Origin of the sequence: Agromyces sp. NPDC057679 (genome assembly GCF_042799635.1) — a bacterium.
Taxonomy (GTDB): Bacteria; Actinomycetota; Actinomycetes; order Actinomycetales; family Microbacteriaceae; genus Agromyces.
The window spans coordinates 629,923-649,342 of the sequence record NZ_JBHVIK010000001.1; the positions used below are offsets into that span (position 1 = coordinate 629,923).

Sequence of the window (19,420 nt, forward strand, 5' to 3'; positions counted from 1 at the left end):
TCCCGAGACGCTCGGCTGCTCGACCGGCCGTGTCGCGGTCTCAGCGGCGCTTGGCCATGCCGAAGAGCCCGGTGAGCACCTGCGTGATGACCTTCTGCGTGGTCTTCGAGCCGAGCACCTGGTCGAGGGTCGAGCGCTGCGGCGACCGCGACCGCGAGCCGCCCGAGCGCGAGGAGCCGGAGGTCTTCTTCAGCAGTCGGTCGTACTCGGCCTGCGCCTTCTTGTCGGCCTTCGCCGCGTCGGCCTGGATCTTCGCCTGCATCTTCGCGTACTCGGCGTCGGCCTTCGCCTTCGCCTCCGCCGCCTCGGCGGCGTCGGCGGCGGCCGCCGCGTCGGCCATGCGCTTCGTGAGCAGTTCATGGGCCGATTCGCGGTCGATGGCGGTGCCGTACTTATCCATCAGCGGGGATGCCGCGACGGCGGCGTCGATCGCGGCGTCGGCGCTCGGCGACATCGAGGCCTGGGGCGCGCGCAGCCTCGTCCAGGCGACGGGCGACGGGGCGCCCTTCTCGTTCATGACGGTGACGACGGCCTCGCCCGTGCCGAGCACGGTGAGCGTCTCCTCGAGGTCGTACCCCGACTTCGGGTAGGTCGAGACGGCCGCCCTGAGCGCCTTCGCGTCGTCGGGCGTGAAGGCGCGCAACTGGTGCTGCACGCGCGAGCCGAGCTGCGCGAGCACATCGCCCGGCACGTCCTTCGGCGTCTGGGTGACGAAGAAGACGCCGACGCCCTTCGAGCGGATGAGCCGCACCGTCTGCACGACCTGCGCGAGGAAGTCCTTCGAGGCGCCGCTGAACAGCAGGTGCGCCTCGTCGAAGAAGAAGACCAGCTTGGGCTTGTCGAGGTCGCCCACCTCGGGGAGGCCCGCGTAGAGGTCGGCGAGCAGCCACATCAGGAACGTCGAGTACAGCGCGGGCTTGTCGGCGACGCCGGGCACCTCGAGCAGGCTGATGACGCCGCGCCCGTCGGCGGCCGTGCGCAGGAACTCCGCGGTGTCGATCTCGGGTTCGCCGAAGAACACGTCGGCGCCCTGATCGGCGAAGGTGATGAGTTCGCGGAGGATCACGCCGACGGTCGCCTTCGACAGGCCGCCGAGGCCGTCGAGCTCGGCTTTGCCGTCGTCGCTCACGAGGTAGGCGAGCACGGCGCGCAGGTCGTCGAGGTCGAGGAGTGCGAGCCCGTTCGCGTTGGCGTAGTGGAACACGAGCCCGAGGCTCGACTCCTGCGTGTCGTTGAGTCCGAGCACCTTCGAGAGCAGCAGCGGCCCGAAGCCAGAGATGGTCGCCCGGATGGGCACTCCGCGCCCGACGCCGCCGAGCGAGAAGAACTCGGTCGGGAAGCTCGCGGCGCTCCATGCCTGCCCGATGCCCTCGGTGCGCTTCAGCAGCTTCTCGTCGCCCTCGCCCGGCGTCGCGACGCCCGAGAGGTCGCCCTTGATGTCGGCGGCGAAGACCGCGACCCCGTTCGCGGCGAGCTGCTCGGCGAGCACCTGCAGCGTGCGGGTCTTGCCGGTGCCCGTCGCGCCGGCGACGAGCCCGTGCCGGTTGGTCATCGCGAGCGGGATGCGCACCGGGACACCCGGCATCGCCTCGCCGTTGACGAGCGCACCCATCTCGAGCGCGGGGCCCTCGAAGGCGTAGCCGGCGCGCACGGCGTCGATCGCGGCCTGATCGAGCGGTCCGGATGCTTCGGCGCCTGCCGCTGCGGCGGATGCCGCCGTCGCCGGGGCCGCGGCCTCCTCAGGCCCGGGTTCGGCCTTGGCCTCGGCAGCGGGATCATCCGCGGGTACTGCCGCTGGCTCTGCCGCCGCGGCTTGCGCCGACGCCGCCGCGGCCGCCGCCTGCGCGAGCGCCGCGGCCTCCTCAGCGGCTTTGATCGCGGCCTCCGCCTGGGCCTGCAGCGCCTTCGCCGCCGCGGCTGCCGCAGCGGCCGCCTCCTGTGCCTGCTTCACCGCGTCGTCCTCGGCCATGTGCCGATCCTACTGACGCACGCCGGAGCACCCCGATCACAGCGGATGTGAATCGGCGATCGCGCGCCGCAGCCCGGTCGGGTTGAACAGGCTCAACGCCGTCGCCGAGACGACCTCGACGGGCGCGTCGAGCAGCCGTCGAGCGAGATCGGCGAGCAGCGGCGCGGCCGCCGAGCCCATCGCGATATCGGTCTCGACGAGCAGGGCCAGGGCATCGGGGTGCTCACGGTACTCGTCGTCGAGCACGCGCACGTTCGTCGCCCCGTTCGCCTCGAACACACGCAGCAGTTCGCTCCGCCGAAGGCCGAGGCGCTCATCGAGCGGAAGGTCCGCGAAGCGCCTGCGCTCCTCTCTGTGCCCGCCGGGCCGCCTCCCCGCGGCGAACTCGAGCATCGCCTCGCGGACGACGGCCTTCTTCGTCGTGCCGAGGAAGTACGCGAACTCGTCGATCAGCGCGTTCGTCGCGCCATCCACTTTCACCGGCTTCTCCGTCACCCGTGACGCCTTCCGTCTGGTCTTCCGCTGTCTCGTCGGGCCGGCTCCGGCTAGGGTCGGCGCATCCTCGCCCGTCCCTCCGTGGCCCCGCGCCGGCGTGCCCCCGCGCGCCTCTCACCCGAAGTCCCGGGGTCCGTACCTCGAGCTCCATGCCTCCGTGCTCCGTGGCCCGTACCGTGGCCACGGCCACCGAGGCCCGGAGGCAGAGTTCCCTTCGCAAGGTCGGTACCGAAGTACCGAAGTACCGAAGTACCGAACGCGGGGCAACGGAACTCTTCCGCGTCGCAGGGCCGGGCGGTGCGAACGGCGTCTCCGGTCGGGCGGTCCGAGCAGGGGCGGCGCTGGGGAGGAGGAGTCGGCGGCGAGGGCCGACGGGGTTCCCCGGGCGCGCGGGCCGCCCTAGGGTGAAGGGATGAGCCCGGCAGCGCGTGCGGCAGAGGTCATCGACGTGGGGGGTCGCGAGGTGCGGATCTCGCACCCCGACAAGCTCGTCTTCCCCGAACCGGGCCTCACGAAGCTCGATCTCGTGCAGTACTACCTCACGGTCGCCGACGGGGCGCTGCGCGGAGTCGCCGGGCGGCCGATGGTGCTGAAGCGCTTCGTGAAGGGCATCGATCAGGAGGCGTTCTTCCAGAAGCGCGCGCCCGAGAAGCGTCCCGACTGGATCGAGACCGCGACGCTGCACTACGCCTCGGGGAACTCCGCCGAAGAGGTCGTCGTGACCGACGCCGCGGCGCTGGCGTGGGTCGTGAACCTCGGTTGCATCGACCTCAACCCGCACCCTGTGAGGGCCGACGACCTCGACCACCCCGATGAGCTCAGGGTCGACCTCGACCCGATGCCGGGCGTCGACTGGTCGCAGATCGTCGACGTCGCCTTCGTCGCCCGTGACGTGCTGAGCGACCACGGGCTCGTCGGCTGGCCGAAGACGTCGGGCTCACGTGGCATCCACATCTCGGTGCGCATCGCGCCCGAGTGGAGCTTCACCGAGGTCCGCCTCGCCGCCGAGACGCTCGCCCGGGAGGTCGAGCTGCGGGCGCCGGGCCTCGCCTCGGCGCGCTGGTGGAAGGAGGAGCGGGGCGAGAGCGTGTTCGTCGACTTCAACCAGAATGCGAAGGACCGCACGGTCGCCTCGGCGTACTCGGTCAGGGCCCTGCCCGACGCCCGGGTGTCGACGCCGCTCGACTGGTCGGAGGTCGCGGGCAGCCGTCCCGAGCGCTTCACGGTCGCGACCGTGCTCGAACGCTTCGCCGAGCGCGGCGATCCTGCGGCCGGCATCGACGACGCCGTCGGGCGGCTCGACGGCTTGCTGCGGCTGGCTGAGGAGCTCGGTCCGGCGGAGAAGCCGCCGCGCGGCTCCGACGGGTCGGGGCGCCGCCAGTCGACGATGCCGCTCATCGAGATCGCGCGCGCGAAGACCAAGGAGGAGGCGCTCGAGGGGCTCGAACGGTGGAAGGCGAGACATCCCGACGTCGTCGCGCGCCTCGAACCTGCCGACGTGCTCGTCGACGGCATGCGCGGCACCTCCTCGCTCTGGTACCGCATCCGCGTGAACCTGCAGCACGTTGCCGAAGCCGACCGGCCGGCGCAGGAGCCGCTCGAGGTCGACTACGACCCGTGGGCGCGATACCGCGACGAGGACGGCACGCTCTCGTTCCCGGGCTCGCCCTCGTGAGCGACCTCGGCCCCGTCGACCCCGGACACCATGCCGACGTCGAGTGGCTGCACCGCTGGCGGCTCCGGCCCGAGGGCGACCCGCACACGACCGCGTCGAGCACGCTGATCCCGGTGCGCACGGCCGAGGGGGCGCCGGCGATGCTGAAGCTCGCCCATATCGACGAGGAGGAGCGGGGCGGCGAGCTGCTCGAACGGCTCGCCGGGCGCGGCGTCGCGCGGGTGCTCCGCCGCGAGGGCCCCGCGATGCTCCTCGAACGAGCGACCGGACCGAACGACCTCGTGCGGATGGTCCTCGCCGGGCACGACGACGAGGCCACGCGCGTGCTGTGCGCCACGGCGGCGCAGTTGCACGTCGACCCCGCCGACCTCGACGGGACCGACCCGTCCACCTCGGGCGAACTGGTCGTGCCGTCCGATGCCGGCGGCGCGCCGCTCGTGCCCCTCACGACCTGGTTCCGCGAGCTGTTCGCGCACGCCGACGAGCTCGAACCGCTGCACCGCCGCGGCGCCGAGCTCGCGGACGGACTGCTCGCCGCGCCCCGCGACGAGCGGGTGCTGCACGGCGACGTGCATCACGGCAACGTGCTCGACTTCGGCGAGCGCGGCTGGCTCGCCATCGACCCGAAGGGGCTCGTCGGCGAGAGCGCGTTCGACTTCTGCAACCTCCTCTGCAACCCGTCGCACGAGCGCGCGCTCGCCCCCGCCCGGCTCGAACGGCAGTTCGGCGTCGTGATCGAGGCGACCGCGCAGGCCGGTGCACCCCTCGAACCCGACCGCTTCGCGCGGTGGCTCGTGGCCTGGTGCGCCCTGTCGTCGACGTGGTTCGTGCTCGACGATGACCCCGCGCACGCCGAGGGGGCCACCCGGATCGGCGAGCGGGCGCTCGGCCTCATCGGCTGAACGCGCCCGCCTCAGCGGGTGAGCTCGACCGGCGACCGTGACGCCCACTCGCGCACGAGGTCGACGCGCACGGCGACGCCCGTGCCCGGGGCATCCGGCACCCTCAGCTGGCCGCGATGCTCGCCCGAGCCGAGCACGAACGGTTCGGTGACGTCGTCGGCGTAGTAGCGGTCGGACGCGGAGGTGTCGCCGGGGAGCAGGAACCCCGGCAGCGCGGCGAGCGCGACGTTCGCGGCCCGACCGACGCCCGTCTCGAGCATTCCCCCGCACCAGACGGGCACATCGAGCTCGCGGCAGGCGTCGTGCACCCGCAGCGCCTCGAGGTAGCCGCCCATGCGGCCGGGCTTGATGTTCACGACGCTCGTGGCGCCGCGGTCGATCGCGTCGACCGCGGTGGCGGCGTCCAGGATCGACTCGTCGAGGCAGACCGGCGTCTCGCTCGCGGCGGCGAGGCGCGCGTGGCTCGCGAGGTCCTCCTCGGCGAACGGCTGCTCGATGAGCAGCAGCTCGAAGGCGTCGAGGCTCGCCAGCAGCGGGATGTCGTCGGCCGTGTAGGCGGTGTTCGCGTCGACCTGCAGCAGCCCTCCGCGGCCCATGAGCTCGCGCACGGCGCCGACCGGCACCACGTCCCAGCCGGGCTTGATCTTCAGCTTGATGCGCCGGTACCCCGCCTCGAGGTAGCCCGTGACCTCGTCGAGCAGCTCCTCGAGGGTCGGCGCGATGCCGACCGAGACGCCGCAGTCGACCCACTCGCGCACGGCGCCGAACGCCTCGCCCATCGAGCGGCCCTGCGCCCGCAGCTCGGCGTCGAGCACCGCCGCCTCGAGCGCGCCCTTCGCCATCCGGTGCCCTGCCACGAATCCGAGGGCGCCGGCGACCGAGCGGGCGAGCGGGAGCGAGGCTCCGCGGTGGCCCGGCGCCTCCTCGCCCGTCGGGCCGCCGGTCGGCTTCGCCTCGAGCAGCGCCGGACCCAGGTAGCGTTCGATCACGGATGCCACGCCGTCGACGTACTCCGCCGAGTAGAACGGGTCGCGTCCGGCGACGCACTCGCCCCAGCCCTCGCCCGCGTCGGTGCGCACGTGCACGAGCAGGGCCTCGCGCACCGTCTCGCGCCCGAAGCTCGTCTCGAAGGGGCGCACCAGGGGCACCTCGATGCGGTGCAGTTCGATCGCATCGATGCGATTCGGCGTCGTGCTCATCTCGGCTCCTGTCCGGGGCGGGCGTCAAGGTCGGGGTCGTCGTCGGTGAAGACGTAGTCGCCGTGCTCGTCGAGCTCGGGGCGGAGCCCCTGCCTGGCCATCGCGGTGAAGGCGGCGGCCGACGCGGCGCGCAGCCGTGCGGCCTCGTCGGGGTCGTCACGACGGAGGGACTCGAAGTCGGCGACGAGAGCGAAGCCCTCCTTGCCCGACCAGTGGGGTGCGGGTTCGCCCGCAAGGGCCCGGTCGACGCGCGGCGCGGCGAGCCGCCAGCGCACCTCGAAGCGGTCGCTGCGGTCGGCGCCGGTGATCTCGTCGCCGATCACCCCGTAGAACTCGGGCAGGTAGGCTGCGACCTCGGCGCCGAGCCGCACGAGGTTCATGCGCGCGTTGCGGCGGATGAGCGGGTCGAACGTCCACCGGATCTCGTCGACGCCGTGCGCGATCGCGATCGCCCGCTGGCGGAGCTTCAGCGCGAGGCCGATGCCGTGCCCGCGGGCCGCCGGCGCGACGGCGTTCATGTGCGAGTGCAGGTGGAGGCCCTCGTTCCAGCCGAGGAACCCGAGCGTCGCGCCGAGCAGCGCTCCCGGCGTCGCGTACGGCGGCGTGGCCGAGGCATCCACCCCGCCCTCGTCGTCGACGACCGCGACGAGCACCGTGCCGCCGGCGTGCAGGAGCGCACGGATCATGGCGTGGTCGGGACCGCGCCCTTCGCCCCACGTCGCCTCGAAGCGCCCGAGCACGGCGTCGACCTCGTGCTCGGCCGCCTCGCGCGTGCGCACGCCCGACCGGAGATCCGCCGCCTCGGCGAGTGCTTCGGCGGCATCCACGACGTCACGGTCCATGCCTCCCGAGGCTAGCCGACCGCGAGCCTCGGCACCCCTCCCGGCACCGGTCAGCAGAAGCCGGCGACGCCCTCCCACGCCGCCGGCGCGGGCTCGACGCCCTCGCGCGTGACCGACGCCTCGATGAGGCCGTACGGGCGGTCTGCGGCGAAGAACACCTCGTTCGGGTTGTCGAGGCCGAACGGCGCGAGATCGACGACGAAGTGGTGCCGGTTCGGCATCGAGAACCGGATCTCGTCGAGTTCGGGCTCGGCCCCGAGCACCGCCCGGCCCATCTCGTACAGGGTCGCCTGCAGGGCCGGCGAGTACCCCTCGGCGAAGCTCGCGAGCAGGCGCGCTCGCACCCTGGCGTAGAGCGCGTCGTAGTCGGGCCGGGCCCCGGCGGCGAAGCGCCAGCGCACGGCGACGCTCGTCGCGAGGATCCGGTCGCTCGTCTCCTGGAGCGTCGTGTAGCGGTCCCTCGGGAACCCCTCGAAGCCCGAGCCCGTCGTCTTCATCACGGTGAGGTCCTTGAGCCCGCCGAGCACGTGCCGGGCCGGCCCGTCGGCGACGACCGCCGCGGTCCGCACCTCCTGGCCGGTGCGCACGAACGCGTGGTCGTGCGGCTCGCCGTCGGCGGCGATGCGCTCCCAGGCGTACCGCTCGGCGAGCCAGCGCCCACCCGTCACCCAGTCGAACTCACCGGTGAAGTGCCCGGCGAGGCGCAGCAGGAACTCCTCGGGGGCGCCCACGCCCTCGCGGGCGAAGGCGAAGATCGTGTTCTTCTGGGTGTCGGTGGCGACGACATGCGCGTTGTCGCCCTCGAGGTGCGCCGCCGAGAAGTCGCCGCGCAGCTGCGAGGTCACGTTGAGGTCGTCGAGCTCGTGCCGCGCGGTGTCTCGGGTCACCCGTACGAGGCGCACCTCGGCCTTGCCGTACCGGTTCGGGCCGAGCACGATGCCCCCGCCCTCTCCGCCGCCGTTCGCTTCGTCGGTCATGCTCGTCCTAGCTCCCTCGATAGGTGGAGTACGCGAATGGGCTGAGCAGGATCGGCACGTGGTGGTGCCGCCCCTCCTCGTCGACCACGAAGGTGATGAGCACCTCGGGGTAGAAGCCCGCGGTGCCGCGGGCGGCGAAATAGGCGCCCGTGTCGAAGCGCAGGCGGTACTCCCCCGGTGCGACCCGCTCGGGGCCGAGCGCGTTCACCCGCCCGTCGTCGTCGGTGGTCGCGTGCGCGAGGCTCGTCCACCCGTCGCCGCCGTCGTGCCGGAGGAGCTCGACGGCGACGCCCGCAGCGGGCCGGCCCTGGGCTGCATCGAGCACGTGCGTCGTGATCTGCGAACCGGTCATGGTGAGAAGCGTCCCTTCACTCGCAGCACGGCGATCTCGCGCAGCTGCTCGGCGACGATCGCCGCCTCGTCGGCGTCGTCGTTGCCGAGGCGGGCTTCGAGCGCCTCGAGGATGTCTCGCGCCGAGCGCCCTGCGGCCCGGATGAGGAACACCCGCCCGAAGCGACGCTCGTACGCCGCGTTGCCCTCGGCGAGCGCGCGGGCGAGCTCGGCGTCGGTCGGGTCGACCCCGGCCTGCTCGCCGCGCGAGAGCTCCGCCGACTCTCCGGCCCCCGCCGCCCGTTCGCCGATGCGCGGGTGGTCGCCGAGCGCCTGCGCGATCTCCGCCTCGGTGAACGGCGACGCGGCGAGGCCCGCCGCGCGCACGAGGTCGTCGAGCGACGCGAACGGCCGCGCGTCGGCGAGCTCCTCGCACCACCTGGCGAGGTCGAGGCACGGCCGGAGCGACGCGATCGCCTCATCGCGATCGGCGCCGTTGAACCACTCGAGGGGGCCCGGCTGCCTCATCGTCCCATTGTGCTGGCGTCGGCCCTCGAGGGGAACCGGCTCGTGCCGGAGCATCCGCCCGCGCGGCCGGCCGCGATCGACGGGCACGCCGGCGAGGAGCGTCCGCCGCACGACGCCGGTGAGCTCGCGCCCGTCGTACGGCGAGACGGGATGCCGGTGCTGGAGCGAGGCGGCGTCGACGGTGAACCCCGCCTCGGGCGCGAAGACCACGAGGTCGGCGTCGGCGCCGACCGCGATGCGTCCCTTCGTCGGCAGCCCGACCAGCTCGGCGGGACGCTCCGACATCCACCGGACGACCCGCTCGAGCCCGATGCCGCGACGGCGCGCCTCCGTCCAGACGAGCGGCAGGCCGAGCTGCAGCGAGGCGATGCCGCCCCAGGCGAGCTCGAAGTCGCCGTCGCCCGCGAACTTCAGCTCGGGCGTGGCCGGGGAGTGGTCGGAGACGACGAGGTCGATGACGCCCTCGACGAGCCCCTGCCAGAGCGCGTCGCGGTTCGACTGCTCGCGGATGGGCGGGCAGCACTTGAACGCGGTCGCCCCGGCGGGCACGTCCTCGGCACTCAGCGTGAGGTAGTGCGGGCAGGTCTCGACGCTCAGGCGGACGCCGGCGGCGCGGGCGTCGGCGATGCGCCCGAGCGAGTCGGCGGAGCTCAGGTGCAGCACGTGCGCGCGGGCACCGGTGCGCTCGGCGCCCGAGATGACCGCGGCGATCGCCGCGTCCTCAGCCGCCCGCGGCCGCGACGCGAGGAAGTCCGCGTAGGCCGGCCCACCGGGGTGCGGGGCGCCCTCGATCAGCCCGGCGTCCTCGGCGTGCACGATCAGCAGCGAGTCGAGGGCCGCGATCCGCCCCATCGCCGCCTCCATCTCGTCGGCGCTCACCGGCGGGAACTCGGGCACCCCCGACGGCAGGAGGAAGCACTTGAAGCCGAACACGCCCTCGGCGACGAGGGGCTCGATCTCGTCGAGGCTCCCCGGCACGATCCCGCCCCAGAACCCGACGTCGACGGCGAGCTGGCCCTCGGCCGCCGCGCGCTTGACCGCGAGCGCCGCGACCGACACCGTCGGCGGGATGCTGTTCAGCGGCATGTCGATGATCGTCGTGACGCCGCCGGCCGCGGCCGCCCGCGTCGCCGACGCGAAGCCCTCCCATTCGGTGCGGCCCGGCTCGTCGACGTGCACATGGGTGTCGACGAGCCCGGGCAGGAGCACCTCGTCGTCGGCGAGGGTCTCGACCTCGGCCCCCTCGAGCTCCGCTCCGAGCGGCGCGATCGCCGCGACGACGCCGTCGCGCACGCCGAGCTCGACGGCCGCGAACGCCCCATCGACGAGGGCGCGCCGGGCGCGCAGCACCCGGTCGAACGGTCGGGCGTTCACGCGGTGAGCCTCACCTGCCGGTTGACGTCCTTGTAGAGCAGGTAGCGGAACGGGCCGGGCCCGCCCGCGTAGCAGGCCTGCGGGCAGAACGCGCGCAGCCACATGAAGTCGCCCGCCTCCACCTCGACCCAGTCGTCGTTGAGCCGGTAGACGCCCTTGCCCTCGAGCACGAACAGTCCGTGCTCCATCACGTGCGTCTCGGCGAATGGGATCGAGCCGCCCGGACGGAAGGTCACGATGTTCACGTGCATGTCGTGCGCGAGGTCGTCGGGGTCGACGAACCGGGTCGTCGCCCAGGCGCCGTCGGTGCCGGGCATGGGCTGCGGCGCGACATCCTGATCGCGGGTGACGAACGAGGCGGGCGCCGCGATCCCTTCGACGGGCTCGTAGGCCTTCCTGATCCACTGGAAGCTCGTGAGCGCCTCGCCCTCGTTCACGATCGACCAGTCCGCCCCGGCGGCGAGATACGCGTACCCGCCCGGTTCGAGCCGGTGCCGTCGGCCCTCGAGGGTCAGGGTCAACGCGCCTGCGGTGACGAAGACGACGCCCTCGACCTCCTCCTCGGCTTCGGGCCGGACCGCGCCGCCGCCCGGTGCCAGCTCGACGATGAGCTGCGAGAAGGTCGTCGCGAACCCCGCGATCGGGCGCGCGAGGATCCAGGCGCGCGCGTCGGTGAACCCGGGAAGGCTGCTCGTCACGATGTCGCGCAGCACCCCCTTCGGGATGACCGTGTACGCCGTGGTCACGATCGCCCGGTCGCTCAGGAGTTCGCGCTGTCCGGGCAGTCCGCCCTCGGGGGTGAAGTAGTCGCTCATCGAGCCTCCTCGTGATGGTCGTCGGTGCGTCCGCCGCGGCATCCGCTCATCTCGTCGTTCGCCTCGCCCTCGCGAGGTCCGCGAGCGCAGGCTCGTCGTAGCCGGTGTCGGCGGCCACCTCGTCGCCCGTGAGCGCACCGCACTGCACCCCGCGACGCACGAACGCGGCGAGCGCGCGCACAGTGGCCGGCTCGTCGAGCACGGCGCCCGCCGTGCCGTCGTGCACGTGGCGCAGGCGGGCGGATGCCTCGGGGTACCCCTCGCGGTAGTAGGCGTACGCCGCGACGAAGCGGGTGGGCAGCTGCGCCGGGTGGAGATCCCACCCCTGCGGGAATCCACGCTCGAACGCGCGGCGCACGAGCCGGGCGTGCACCCGCCAGGCCTCCAGCGCGCGGTCGCCGAGCGGCAGCAGGTTCGACGAGCCGTCGGAGAGCCGGATGCCGGTGCCCGCGACCGCGAGCTGCATGACCTGCTTCGCGTGATCGGCGGCCGGGTGCTCGAGCGACTGATAAGGCGCGGCGATGCCGAGCGCGGCGGTGTAGTCGTACGTGCCGAAGTGGAGGCCGACGATGCGGCCGGGGGCGGCGAGTGCCAGCCGCGCCACCGGTGCGACCCCGTCGGCGCCCAGCACGAGCTGCGGTGTCTCGACCTGCACCTCGAAGCGCAGCAGCCCCTCGGGCAGGCCGTGCGCACGTTCGAGCGCCGCGAGCGCCCCGGCCATCGCCTCGACCTGGGCGACCGTCGACACCTTCGGGAGGGTGAGCATCAGGCCGTCGGGCAGCCCGCCCTGCTCGACGAGCGCGGTGACGAAGAGGTCGAGGGTGCGCACGCCGCGTGCGCGCGTCGCCGCCTCGAACGACTTGCAGCGGATCCCGATGAAGGGCGGAGCGAAGTGCGCGCCGGTGGCGGCGGCGACGCGCTTGGCGGCGCGCACCGCGTCGGCGTCCTCGGTGTCGTCGTCCTTCTCGCCGTAGCCGTCCTCGAAGTCGATCCGCAGGTCTTCGATCGGCTCGCTCGCGAGCTTGCGCTCGACGAGCGGGGCCACGGCCTTCGCGATCGGCGCATCGAGCCCGATGCGGAGCCCGAGGGCCTCGGCGCCGCCGGCGGCGGCGACGGCCTCGCGGGCTGCCCTCCCCCACTCGACCGGGAGTTCGGGCGTGTAGCGATCGCCCGGCACGTACACCGTGTGCACCGGCTGGCGGGAGGCGTCGTCGCCGGGATAGGCGCCCTCGAGCAGGCGGTCGGTGTCGGCGAGCCGCTCGTCGACGCGCGCGAGGTCGGCGGGGGTGAGTGCGGTGCGCGCGGGACCGGCCATGCTCAGCCCCGCGGCCGGGCGTTGCGGGCGACTCCGATGGTCATGCGAACACCTCCGTCCACGCCGTCCGTCGGCACCGAGGGAGGCGTCTCTCGGAGGCTACACCCGCAGCCGCGCGAGACGGCCGGAACCTGCCGTCCTGCGCTCGGCGCCCCGTGCCGCGGAGGTGCGTAGACTCCGAAGGAGGGGTGCAACGTCGCACCGGAGGAGCCCGGCCCATGGAAGAACCCGTTCTCACCGTCAACGGACGACGGCGCCCGTTGACGGGCGTCACCGCGCACACGACCGCCCTCGACTGGCTGCGGTCGACGGGGCTCACCGGCGCGAAGGAGGGGTGCGCCGAAGGCGAGTGCGGGGCCTGCGCGGTGCTCATCGCGACGCCCGACGGCGACGGCACCGCGTGGACGGCGGTGAACTCGTGCCTCGTGCCGGTCGCGGCGCTCGACGGGCAGGAGCTCGTCACCGCCGAGGGCCTCGGTTCCCCCGAGTCGCTGCACCCCGTGCAGCGGGAGCTCGCCGAGGCGGGCGGTTCGCAGTGCGGCTACTGCACGCCGGGATTCGTCTGCAGCATGGCGGCCGAGTTCTACCGCGCCGGGCGGGCGCCCGCCACCGGGGTGGGCGGGGCGTCCGACGACGGGGCCGACGGGGCATCGGACGCCGAGCACGGGCCGAACGGCTTCGACCTGCACGCCCTCGGCGGCAACCTCTGCCGGTGCACGGGGTACCGCCCCATCCGCGACGCCGCCTATGCACTCGGCACGCCGGAGGCCGACGACGCGCTCGCCGCACGCCGCGAGCGCCCCGCCCCCGCCGCCGCGGCGACCGACCTCGCTGCCGCCGGAACCCGGTTCCTCCGCCCCTCCGCGCTCGACGAGGCGCTGCGGCTGCTCCACGACGAGCCGTCGGCCGTCGTCGTCGCGGGCTCGACCGACCTCGGCGTCGAGGTGAACCTCCGCGGTCGCCGCGATCCGCTCGTCGTCGCGATCGACCGTCTCGACGAGCTCCGCGCCTTCGCCGTCGACGGCGACGCCGTCGAGCTCGGGGCGGCGCTGCCGCTGTCCGAGATCGAACAGCGGCTCGACGGCCGGGTTCCGCTGCTCGCGCAGCTCATCCCGCAGTTCGCCTCCCGACTGATCCGCAACCGCGCGACGCTCGGCGGCAACCTCGGCACGGGCTCGCCGATCGGCGACGCGCCGCCCGCCCTGCTCGCCCTCGATGCCCGCCTCGTGCTCGTCTCGCACGACGGCGAACGCGAGGTCGGCGTCGCCGACTACTTCACCGGCTACCGCGAGACGGTGCTCCGACCGGGCGAGCTCATCCGCGCGGTCCGCATCCCGCTGCCGCTCGCGAGGCTGACGGCGTTCCACAAGATCGCGAAGCGCCGGTTCGACGACATCTCGAGCGTCGCGCTCGGCTTCGCGTTCGACGTCGACGACGGCGTCGTGACCGCGGCGCGGATCGGCCTCGGCGGCGTCGCCGCCACCCCGGTGCGCGCGCTGGCGACCGAGGCGGCGCTCGTCGACCGGCCGTGGAACCTCGCGACCGTGCGCTCCGCCGCCGCGGTGCTCGCGGGCGAGGGCACCCCGATGTCCGACCACCGCGCCTCGAGCGAGTACCGCTCGATCATGCTCGGCAACGCGCTCGTGAGGCTCTTCCACGGCGACGCCCACCGGGCGACCGACCGGAGGGAGGTGCCGGCATGATCCCCACCACGCCTCCGGACATCACTGGCGCGATGCCCGGAGCCTCGCGCGGCATGATCCCCACCGCCCCTCCAGACATCGCCGGCGCGATGCCCGGAGCCTCGGGCGGCGTGGGCCCATCGCTCGCCGATCGCCCGCCCGCCCCCGTCGTGGGTCGCCCGGCCGTGCACGAGAGCGCGGCCCTGCACGTCACCGGGCGCGCGCAGTACACCGACGACCTCGCCGTCCGCGCCGCAGGCGCGCTCACCGCCTGGCCGGTGCAGTCGACGCACGCGCACGCCCGCATCGCGCTCGACGTCGCGCCCGCGTACGAGGTGCCGGGCGTCGTCGGGGTGCTCACGGCCGACGACGTGCCCGGCCTCAACGACGCCGGGGTGAAGCACGACGAGCCGCTCTTCCCCGACGAGGCCATGTTCGTCGGGCACGCCCTCGCCTGGGTGCTCGCCGAGACGCCCGAGGCCGCACGCCTCGGGGCCGCCGCGGTGCGCGTCGACGCCGAGCCGCTGCCGTCGATCGTCACCGTGCGCGAGGCGATCGCCGAGGGGTCGTTCCAGGGCATCCCGCGCACGGTCGTGCGGGGCGACGCCGCGGAGGCCCTGCGCACCGCCCCCGTCGTCCTCGACGGCGTCTCCGAGTTCGGCGGGCAGGAGCACTTCTACCTCGAGACGCACGCCTCGTTCGCGGTGCGCGACGGCGAGGGGCAGTACTTCGTGCAGTGCTCGACGCAGCATCCGAGCGAGACCCAGGAGATCGTGGCGCACGTGCTCGGCATCCCCTCGCACGAGGTCACGGTGCAGCAGCTGCGCATGGGCGGCGGGTTCGGCGGCAAGGAGATGCAGCCGCACGGCTTCGCCGCGATCGCCGCGCTCGGCGCGAAGCTCACGGGGCGCCCGGTGCGGCTGCGGCTCGATCGCACGCACGACCTCACGATGACGGGCAAGCGGCACCCGTTCCACATCGCCTGGCGAGCGGGGTTCACCGACGACGGCCACCTGCTCGCGCTCGACGCGACGCTGACGAGCGACGGCGGGTGGAGCCTCGACCTCTCCGAACCCGTGATGACGCGCGCGCTCTGCCACATCGACAACGCCTACTGGATCCCGAACGTGCACGCCCACGGGCGCGTCGCGAAGACGAACCTGCCCTCGAACACCGCATTCCGCGGCTTCGGCGGCCCGCAGGGCGTGTTCCTCATCGAGGACGTCCTCGGCCGCGCCGCGCCGATCCTCGGCGTCGAGCCCACGCGGCTCCGCGAGCAGAACTTCTACCGCCCCGGCCAGACGACGCCGTACGGGCAACTCGTGAAGGACGCGGATCGCATGCCCGCGATCTGGAATCGGCTGAAGGCCGAGTCCGATTTCGACGCCCGCCGCGCCGAGCTCGCGGCCTTCAACGCGGCGCACACCGAGGTCAAGCGCGGGCTCGCCCTCACGCCGATCAAGTTCGGCATCTCGTTCAACTTCACCGCCTTCAACCAGGCGGGCGCGCTCGTGCAGGTCTACAAGGACGGCTCGGTGCTCGTGAACCACGGCGGCACCGAGATGGGTCAGGGGCTGCACACGAAGATGCTGCAGGTCGCCGCGACCGCGCTCGGCGTCGAGGCGCATCGGGTGCGGCTCGCGCCGACCCGCACCGACAAGGTGCCGAACACCTCGGCGACGGCGGCCTCCTCGGGCGCCGACCTCAACGGCGGCGCGGTGAAGCACGCGTGCGAGCAGATCCGCGATCGGCTTGCGGCGGTCGCCGCGCCTCGCCTCGGCGTCGAGCCCGGCGACGTGCGCTTCAGCGGCGGCCTCGTGCGCGGGCCCGACGCCGACGGCCCGCGACTGTTCTTCGACGAACTCGTCGCCATCGCCTACCTCGAGCGGGTGCAGCTCTTCGCCGCCGGCTACTACCGCACCGAGGGGCTCACGTGGGACCTCGACCGCATGCAGGGCTCGCCGTTCAAGTACTTCGCCTACGGCGCCGCGGCCGCGGAGGTCGAGGTCGACGGATTCACCGGCGAGTACCGGCTGCGCCGCGTCGACATCGTGCACGACGTCGGCGACTCGCTGTCGCCGCTCATCGACCTCGGGCAGATCGAGGGCGGCTACGTGCAGGGCGTCGGATGGCTCACGCTCGAGGAACTCCGATGGGACACCGGCGACGGCCCTGACCGGGGGCGCCTGCTCACGCAGTCGGCGTCGACGTACAAGCTGCCGAGCTTCTCGGAGATGCCCGAGGTCTTCAACGTGCACCTCTTCGAGAACGCCCGCGAGGACGGCGCGGTGTACGGCTCGAAGGCGGTCGGCGAGCCGCCCCTGATGCTCGCGTTCAGCGCCCGGGAGGCGCTGCGCGACGCCGTCGGCGCGTTCGGCGAGCCGGGTCGGAGTGTCGAGCTCGCCTCGCCGGCGACGCCCGAGGCCGTCTTCTGGGCGATCGAGGCGGCTCGCGCGGGTGCGGCCGAGCACGTGACGAGCGCGCGGGGCGCGCCCGAGGCATCCCTCGCATCGGATGCCCCGACGACGCCCCGGCGCGAATCGGTCACCGCGCGGCGCGAGACCTGACGGGGCCGCGGATGGACTGGCTCGAGGCGCTGCGGCGGCTGCGGGAGGCCCGCGAGCCCGCGGTGATCGTCACCCTGGCCATCGTGCGCGGGCACGCACCGCGCAACGGCGGGGCGAAGATGGTGGTCTCACGGGGCGCGATCATCGGCACCGTCGGGGGCGGCAACCTCGAAGCCACGGCGATCGACCGTGCCCGCTCGCTGCTCGCCTCGGGGTCGACCGACCCCGAGCTCATCACGCTGAAACTCAGCGACAAGACCACGACCGAGTACGGCGTGCAGTGCTGCGGAGGAGAGGTCACCCTCATGCTCGAACCCGTTCCGGTCGTGCCGGCCGTCGCGATCTTCGGCCTCGGACACGTGGGACTCGAACTCGCCCGCATCCTCGCCCGGCAGGAGTTCGAGCTGCACCTCATCGACTCGCGGGCCGAGATGCTCGCACCCGAGCGGCTCGGCGTGCCCGGCGAGTCGGGGGTGCTCGCCGATGCGGTCGCGCTCGTGCACGTGCAGCACGAGCCCGTTCCCGAGGCCGGGCTCGCCGCGCTGCCGACCGGTGCCCATGTGCTCGTCATGACGCACGACCATGTCGAGGACCTCGCGATCGTCGACCAGGCGCTCCGCCGGGAGGGGCTCGCGTCGATCGGCCTGATCGGCTCGCGGTCGAAGTGGGCGCGGTTCAAGGTGAAGCTGGCGGAGCTGGGCCACGACGACGCGTCATTCGCCCGGGTCTCGACGCCGATCGGCATCCCCGAGGTGGCGGGCAAGGCGCCGGCGACGATCGCGGTGAGCGTCGCCGCGCGCATCCTCGAGCTCGTCGAGCGCGCGCGAGCGGACGACGACGCGGGCGACGAGGCGGGCGACGACGCGGGCTGAGGCCGGCGTCGGCCGCCTGGCTCAGTACTCGATGCGGTCGGCCTTGCGCTGCCACTCGGCGAAGGGTGCGAGCCGCTGCCCGCCGGGGAGTTCGAGCCGGGCGACCGGCATGACGGCGCGCGACTCCTCGCCGTCGTCGTCGTCGAAGTAGCGATAGAAGCGGGCGTCGTCGAAGCCGGCGTCGGCCGCGTCATCGCGGGTCGCGGCGTAGACGACCCGGTCGAGGCGGGCCCAGAGTGCCGCGGCGAGGCACATCGGGCACGGCTCGCAGCTCGAGTAGAGGGTGGCCCCGCTGAGGTCGAAGTCGCCGATGCCGAGGCACGCGGCCCGGATCGCCGTGACCTCGGCGTGCGCGGTCGGGTCGAGGTTCGCGGTGACCCGGTTCACCCCGTCGAAGCTGCGGCCGTCGGCGGTGACGACGATCGCGCCGAACGGCCCGCCGGCGTTGCGCACGTTCTCGGTCGCGAGCTCGACGGCCTGGGCGAGCCGGGCGGCGGTGTCGTCGCCGGGTGCTGCCTGGATGGGGCCGAGGTTCATGCGATGCATCCTTGCTCTTCGTCCCGACAGTAACAGCCGAACGCGCCGCGCAGGCCGGTGGATTCGTGCCGCATCGCTCGCTGGTTCCGCATCTGCGGCACTATTCTCGGTTTCATGACGCAATATCGGATCAGTGAGGCCTCGGAGCTCGTCGGGGTGAGCGACGACACGGTACGCCGCTGGATCGCCGACGGCCTGCTGCCCGTCGAGAAGGACGCCGCCGGCCGTCAGGTCGTTCCCGGCGCCGAGCTCGCGGCGCGCGCACAGGCGATCGCCTCGACGGCCGACGACCGCACCGGGGTGCGCCGCAGCGCGCGCAACCGTTTCGTCGGGCTCGTGACCCGCGTCGAGATCGAGGGCCTCATGGCCCAGGTCGAGCTGCAGTGCGGCCCGCACCGGGTGGTCTCGCTCATGTCGTCGGAGGCCGCGCGCGAACTGCGGCTCGAGGTCGGCTCGCGCGGTGTCGCCGTCGTCAAGGCGACCATGGTCGTCGTCGAGACCGAGCAGGCGGCCTCGTGAGCGCCCGCCGCGCCTTCACCGCGTTCGCGCTCGGCTCGGTCTCGCTCGCGCTGCTGGCCGGGTGCGCCACCGCCGGCACCGATGCCTCCGGCACTCCGTCGTCGGCCGCGACCGGGGCCCCCGACGACGAGCCCACCGGCGAGCTCACGATCTTCGCCGCGGCCTCGCTCGGGGGCGCCTTCGACGAGCTCGCCATCCGGTTCGAGGCGCTCCATCCCGCGCTCGACGTGCTGCCCGTCACCTACGACGGCTCCTCGGTGCTCGCGACGCAGCTCATCGAGGGCGCCGCCGCCGACGTGTTCGCCTCCGCCGACGAGCCGAACCTCGACCGCATCGCCGAGGAGGGCCTCGTCGAGGGCGAACCCGAGGTGTTCGCCACGAACGTGCTCGAGATCGCGGTGCAGCCGGGCAACCCGCTCGGCATCGACGGACTCGACGACCTCGCGCCCGCCTCGGGCGCGGCACCCGTCGTGGTGGTCTGCGCCGCCGAGGTGCCGTGCGGGCGCGCCGCCGCGACCCTGCTCGCCGACGCCGGCGTCGAACTCGTGCCCGCCAGCGAGGAGCAGAACGTGACGGCGGTCCTCACGAAGGTGCGCTCGGGCGAGGCCGACGCCGGCCTCGTCTACGTCACCGACGTGCGCGCGGCCGGCGACGACGTCGACGGCATCGCGATCGAGGGCGCGGATGCCGCGACGAACCGCTATCCGATCGCCGCCCTCGCCGAGGCCGCGAACCCCGAGGCCGCCGCGGCATTCGTCGAGTTCGTGCGTTCGCCCGCGGGCGCCGAGGTGCTCGAGGACTTCGGATTCGGGTCACCGTGAC

Annotated in this window: 17 protein-coding genes; 7 read left to right on the forward strand and 10 right to left on the reverse strand. The window is 73.5% G+C overall.

Annotated features, from left to right (window positions below; translation table 11 throughout):
• Positions 1–40: 40 nt before the first annotated feature.
• Positions 41–1,969, reverse strand: coding sequence for a helicase HerA-like domain-containing protein (locus tag ACFVAJ_RS02760; RefSeq protein ID WP_376941263.1), 1,929 nt, complete (start codon positions 1,967–1,969; stop codon positions 41–43).
• Between the two features lie 36 nt (positions 1,970–2,005).
• Positions 2,006–2,464, reverse strand: a complete 459-nt coding sequence (locus ACFVAJ_RS02765; RefSeq protein WP_376941264.1) for a hypothetical protein — start codon at positions 2,462–2,464, stop codon at positions 2,006–2,008.
• Between the two features lie 412 nt (positions 2,465–2,876).
• Between ACFVAJ_RS02765 and ligD the strand changes: the two genes are divergently transcribed.
• Together ligD and ACFVAJ_RS02775 are read left to right on the forward strand one after the other, a co-directional pair.
• Entirely contained in the window at positions 2,877–4,139 is a 1,263-nt protein-coding gene (ligD, locus tag ACFVAJ_RS02770) for a non-homologous end-joining DNA ligase (RefSeq protein ID WP_376941265.1), read from the forward strand.
• Positions 4,136–5,041, forward strand: a complete 906-nt coding sequence (locus tag ACFVAJ_RS02775) for an aminoglycoside phosphotransferase family protein (protein ID WP_376941266.1) — start codon at positions 4,136–4,138, stop codon at positions 5,039–5,041. The genes ligD and ACFVAJ_RS02775 overlap by 4 nt, the downstream gene beginning before the upstream one ends.
• 11 nt (positions 5,042–5,052) lie before the next feature.
• On the opposite strand, the gene menC is transcribed toward ACFVAJ_RS02775, so the two are convergent.
• The 7 genes from menC to ACFVAJ_RS02810 are packed head-to-tail and all read right to left on the reverse strand — an operon-like array spanning position 5,053 to position 12,421.
• Positions 5,053–6,240 carry an o-succinylbenzoate synthase gene (gene menC / locus ACFVAJ_RS02780; protein ID WP_376941267.1) on the reverse strand — a complete coding sequence of 396 codons (1,188 nt, stop codon included), beginning with the start codon at positions 6,238–6,240 and terminating at the stop codon, positions 5,053–5,055.
• Positions 6,237–7,082, reverse strand: a complete 846-nt coding sequence (locus ACFVAJ_RS02785) for a GNAT family N-acetyltransferase (RefSeq protein ID WP_376941268.1) — start codon at positions 7,080–7,082, stop codon at positions 6,237–6,239. The genes menC and ACFVAJ_RS02785 overlap by 4 nt, the downstream gene beginning before the upstream one ends.
• 50 nt (positions 7,083–7,132) lie before the next feature.
• Complete coding sequence (pucL, locus tag ACFVAJ_RS02790; RefSeq protein ID WP_376941269.1) at positions 7,133–8,059, reverse strand: factor-independent urate hydroxylase; 927 nt, start codon at positions 8,057–8,059, stop codon at positions 7,133–7,135.
• A gap of 7 nt (positions 8,060–8,066) precedes the next feature.
• Positions 8,067–8,411: a hydroxyisourate hydrolase gene (gene uraH / locus ACFVAJ_RS02795; RefSeq protein ID WP_376941270.1), complete on the reverse strand. Its 345-nt coding sequence runs from the start codon at positions 8,409–8,411 to the stop codon at positions 8,067–8,069.
• The gene (allB, locus tag ACFVAJ_RS02800) at positions 8,408–10,291 is read right to left on the reverse strand and encodes an allantoinase AllB (protein WP_376941271.1); all 1,884 of its coding nucleotides are present in this window, start codon (positions 10,289–10,291) and stop codon (positions 8,408–8,410) included. Before allB ends, uraH begins: the two co-directional genes overlap by 4 nt.
• The gene (locus tag ACFVAJ_RS02805) at positions 10,288–11,106 is read right to left on the reverse strand and encodes a bifunctional allantoicase/(S)-ureidoglycine aminohydrolase (RefSeq protein ID WP_376941272.1); all 819 of its coding nucleotides are present in this window, start codon (positions 11,104–11,106) and stop codon (positions 10,288–10,290) included. Before ACFVAJ_RS02805 ends, allB begins: the two co-directional genes overlap by 4 nt.
• A gap of 46 nt (positions 11,107–11,152) precedes the next feature.
• Positions 11,153–12,421, reverse strand: coding sequence for a DUF6986 family protein (locus tag ACFVAJ_RS02810; protein ID WP_376941273.1), 1,269 nt, complete (start codon positions 12,419–12,421; stop codon positions 11,153–11,155).
• A gap of 218 nt (positions 12,422–12,639) precedes the next feature.
• On the opposite strand from ACFVAJ_RS02810, the gene ACFVAJ_RS02815 reads away from it, so the two are divergent.
• From ACFVAJ_RS02815 to xdhC, 3 genes are all read left to right on the forward strand, one after another.
• Positions 12,640–14,124, forward strand: a complete 1,485-nt coding sequence (locus ACFVAJ_RS02815) for a xanthine dehydrogenase small subunit (protein ID WP_376941274.1) — start codon at positions 12,640–12,642, stop codon at positions 14,122–14,124.
• Between the two features lie 89 nt (positions 14,125–14,213).
• On the forward strand, positions 14,214–16,670 hold the full coding sequence (gene xdhB / locus ACFVAJ_RS02820) for a xanthine dehydrogenase molybdopterin binding subunit (protein ID WP_376942464.1): 2,457 nt from the start codon (positions 14,214–14,216) through the stop codon (positions 16,668–16,670).
• 11 nt (positions 16,671–16,681) lie between these two features.
• Positions 16,682–17,542 (forward strand): xanthine dehydrogenase accessory protein XdhC, encoded by an 861-nt coding sequence (gene xdhC, locus ACFVAJ_RS02825; protein WP_376941275.1) that lies wholly within the window; start codon positions 16,682–16,684, stop codon positions 17,540–17,542.
• Between the two features lie 21 nt (positions 17,543–17,563).
• On the opposite strand, the gene ACFVAJ_RS02830 is transcribed toward xdhC, so the two are convergent.
• Positions 17,564–18,079 (reverse strand): nucleoside deaminase, encoded by a 516-nt coding sequence (locus ACFVAJ_RS02830; RefSeq protein WP_376941276.1) that lies wholly within the window; start codon positions 18,077–18,079, stop codon positions 17,564–17,566.
• A gap of 114 nt (positions 18,080–18,193) precedes the next feature.
• Between ACFVAJ_RS02830 and ACFVAJ_RS02835 the strand changes: the two genes are divergently transcribed.
• Complete coding sequence (locus tag ACFVAJ_RS02835) at positions 18,194–18,598, forward strand: molybdopterin-binding protein (protein WP_376941277.1); 405 nt, start codon at positions 18,194–18,196, stop codon at positions 18,596–18,598.
• On the forward strand, positions 18,595–19,419 hold the full coding sequence (modA, locus tag ACFVAJ_RS02840; protein WP_376941278.1) for a molybdate ABC transporter substrate-binding protein: 825 nt from the start codon (positions 18,595–18,597) through the stop codon (positions 19,417–19,419). The genes ACFVAJ_RS02835 and modA overlap by 4 nt, the downstream gene beginning before the upstream one ends.
• The last annotated feature ends 1 nt before the right edge of the window (position 19,420 follow it).

Bases quoted from the DNA above. Each gene is read 5' to 3' on its own strand.
- ACFVAJ_RS02760 (WP_376941263.1), bottom strand. From the start codon at position 1,969: ATGGCCGAGGACGACGCGGTGAAGCAGGCACAGGAGGCGGCCGCTGCG.
- ligD (WP_376941265.1), top strand. From the start codon at position 2,877: ATGAGCCCGGCAGCGCGTGCGGCAGAGGTCATCGACGTGGGGGGTCGC.
- menC (WP_376941267.1), bottom strand. From the start codon at position 6,240: ATGAGCACGACGCCGAATCGCATCGATGCGATCGAACTGCACCGCATC.
- ACFVAJ_RS02785 (WP_376941268.1), bottom strand. From the start codon at position 7,082: ATGGACCGTGACGTCGTGGATGCCGCCGAAGCACTCGCCGAGGCGGCG.
- pucL (WP_376941269.1), bottom strand. From the start codon at position 8,059: ATGACCGACGAAGCGAACGGCGGCGGAGAGGGCGGGGGCATCGTGCTC.
- uraH (WP_376941270.1), bottom strand. From the start codon at position 8,411: ATGACCGGTTCGCAGATCACGACGCACGTGCTCGATGCAGCCCAGGGC.
- ACFVAJ_RS02805 (WP_376941272.1), bottom strand. From the start codon at position 11,106: ATGAGCGACTACTTCACCCCCGAGGGCGGACTGCCCGGACAGCGCGAA.
- ACFVAJ_RS02810 (WP_376941273.1), bottom strand. From the start codon at position 12,421: ATGGCCGGTCCCGCGCGCACCGCACTCACCCCCGCCGACCTCGCGCGC.
- ACFVAJ_RS02815 (WP_376941274.1), top strand. From the start codon at position 12,640: ATGGAAGAACCCGTTCTCACCGTCAACGGACGACGGCGCCCGTTGACG.
- xdhB (WP_376942464.1), top strand. From the start codon at position 14,214: ATGCCCGGAGCCTCGGGCGGCGTGGGCCCATCGCTCGCCGATCGCCCG.
- xdhC (WP_376941275.1), top strand. From the start codon at position 16,682: ATGGACTGGCTCGAGGCGCTGCGGCGGCTGCGGGAGGCCCGCGAGCCC.
- ACFVAJ_RS02830 (WP_376941276.1), bottom strand. From the start codon at position 18,079: ATGAACCTCGGCCCCATCCAGGCAGCACCCGGCGACGACACCGCCGCC.
- ACFVAJ_RS02835 (WP_376941277.1), top strand. From the start codon at position 18,194: ATGACGCAATATCGGATCAGTGAGGCCTCGGAGCTCGTCGGGGTGAGC.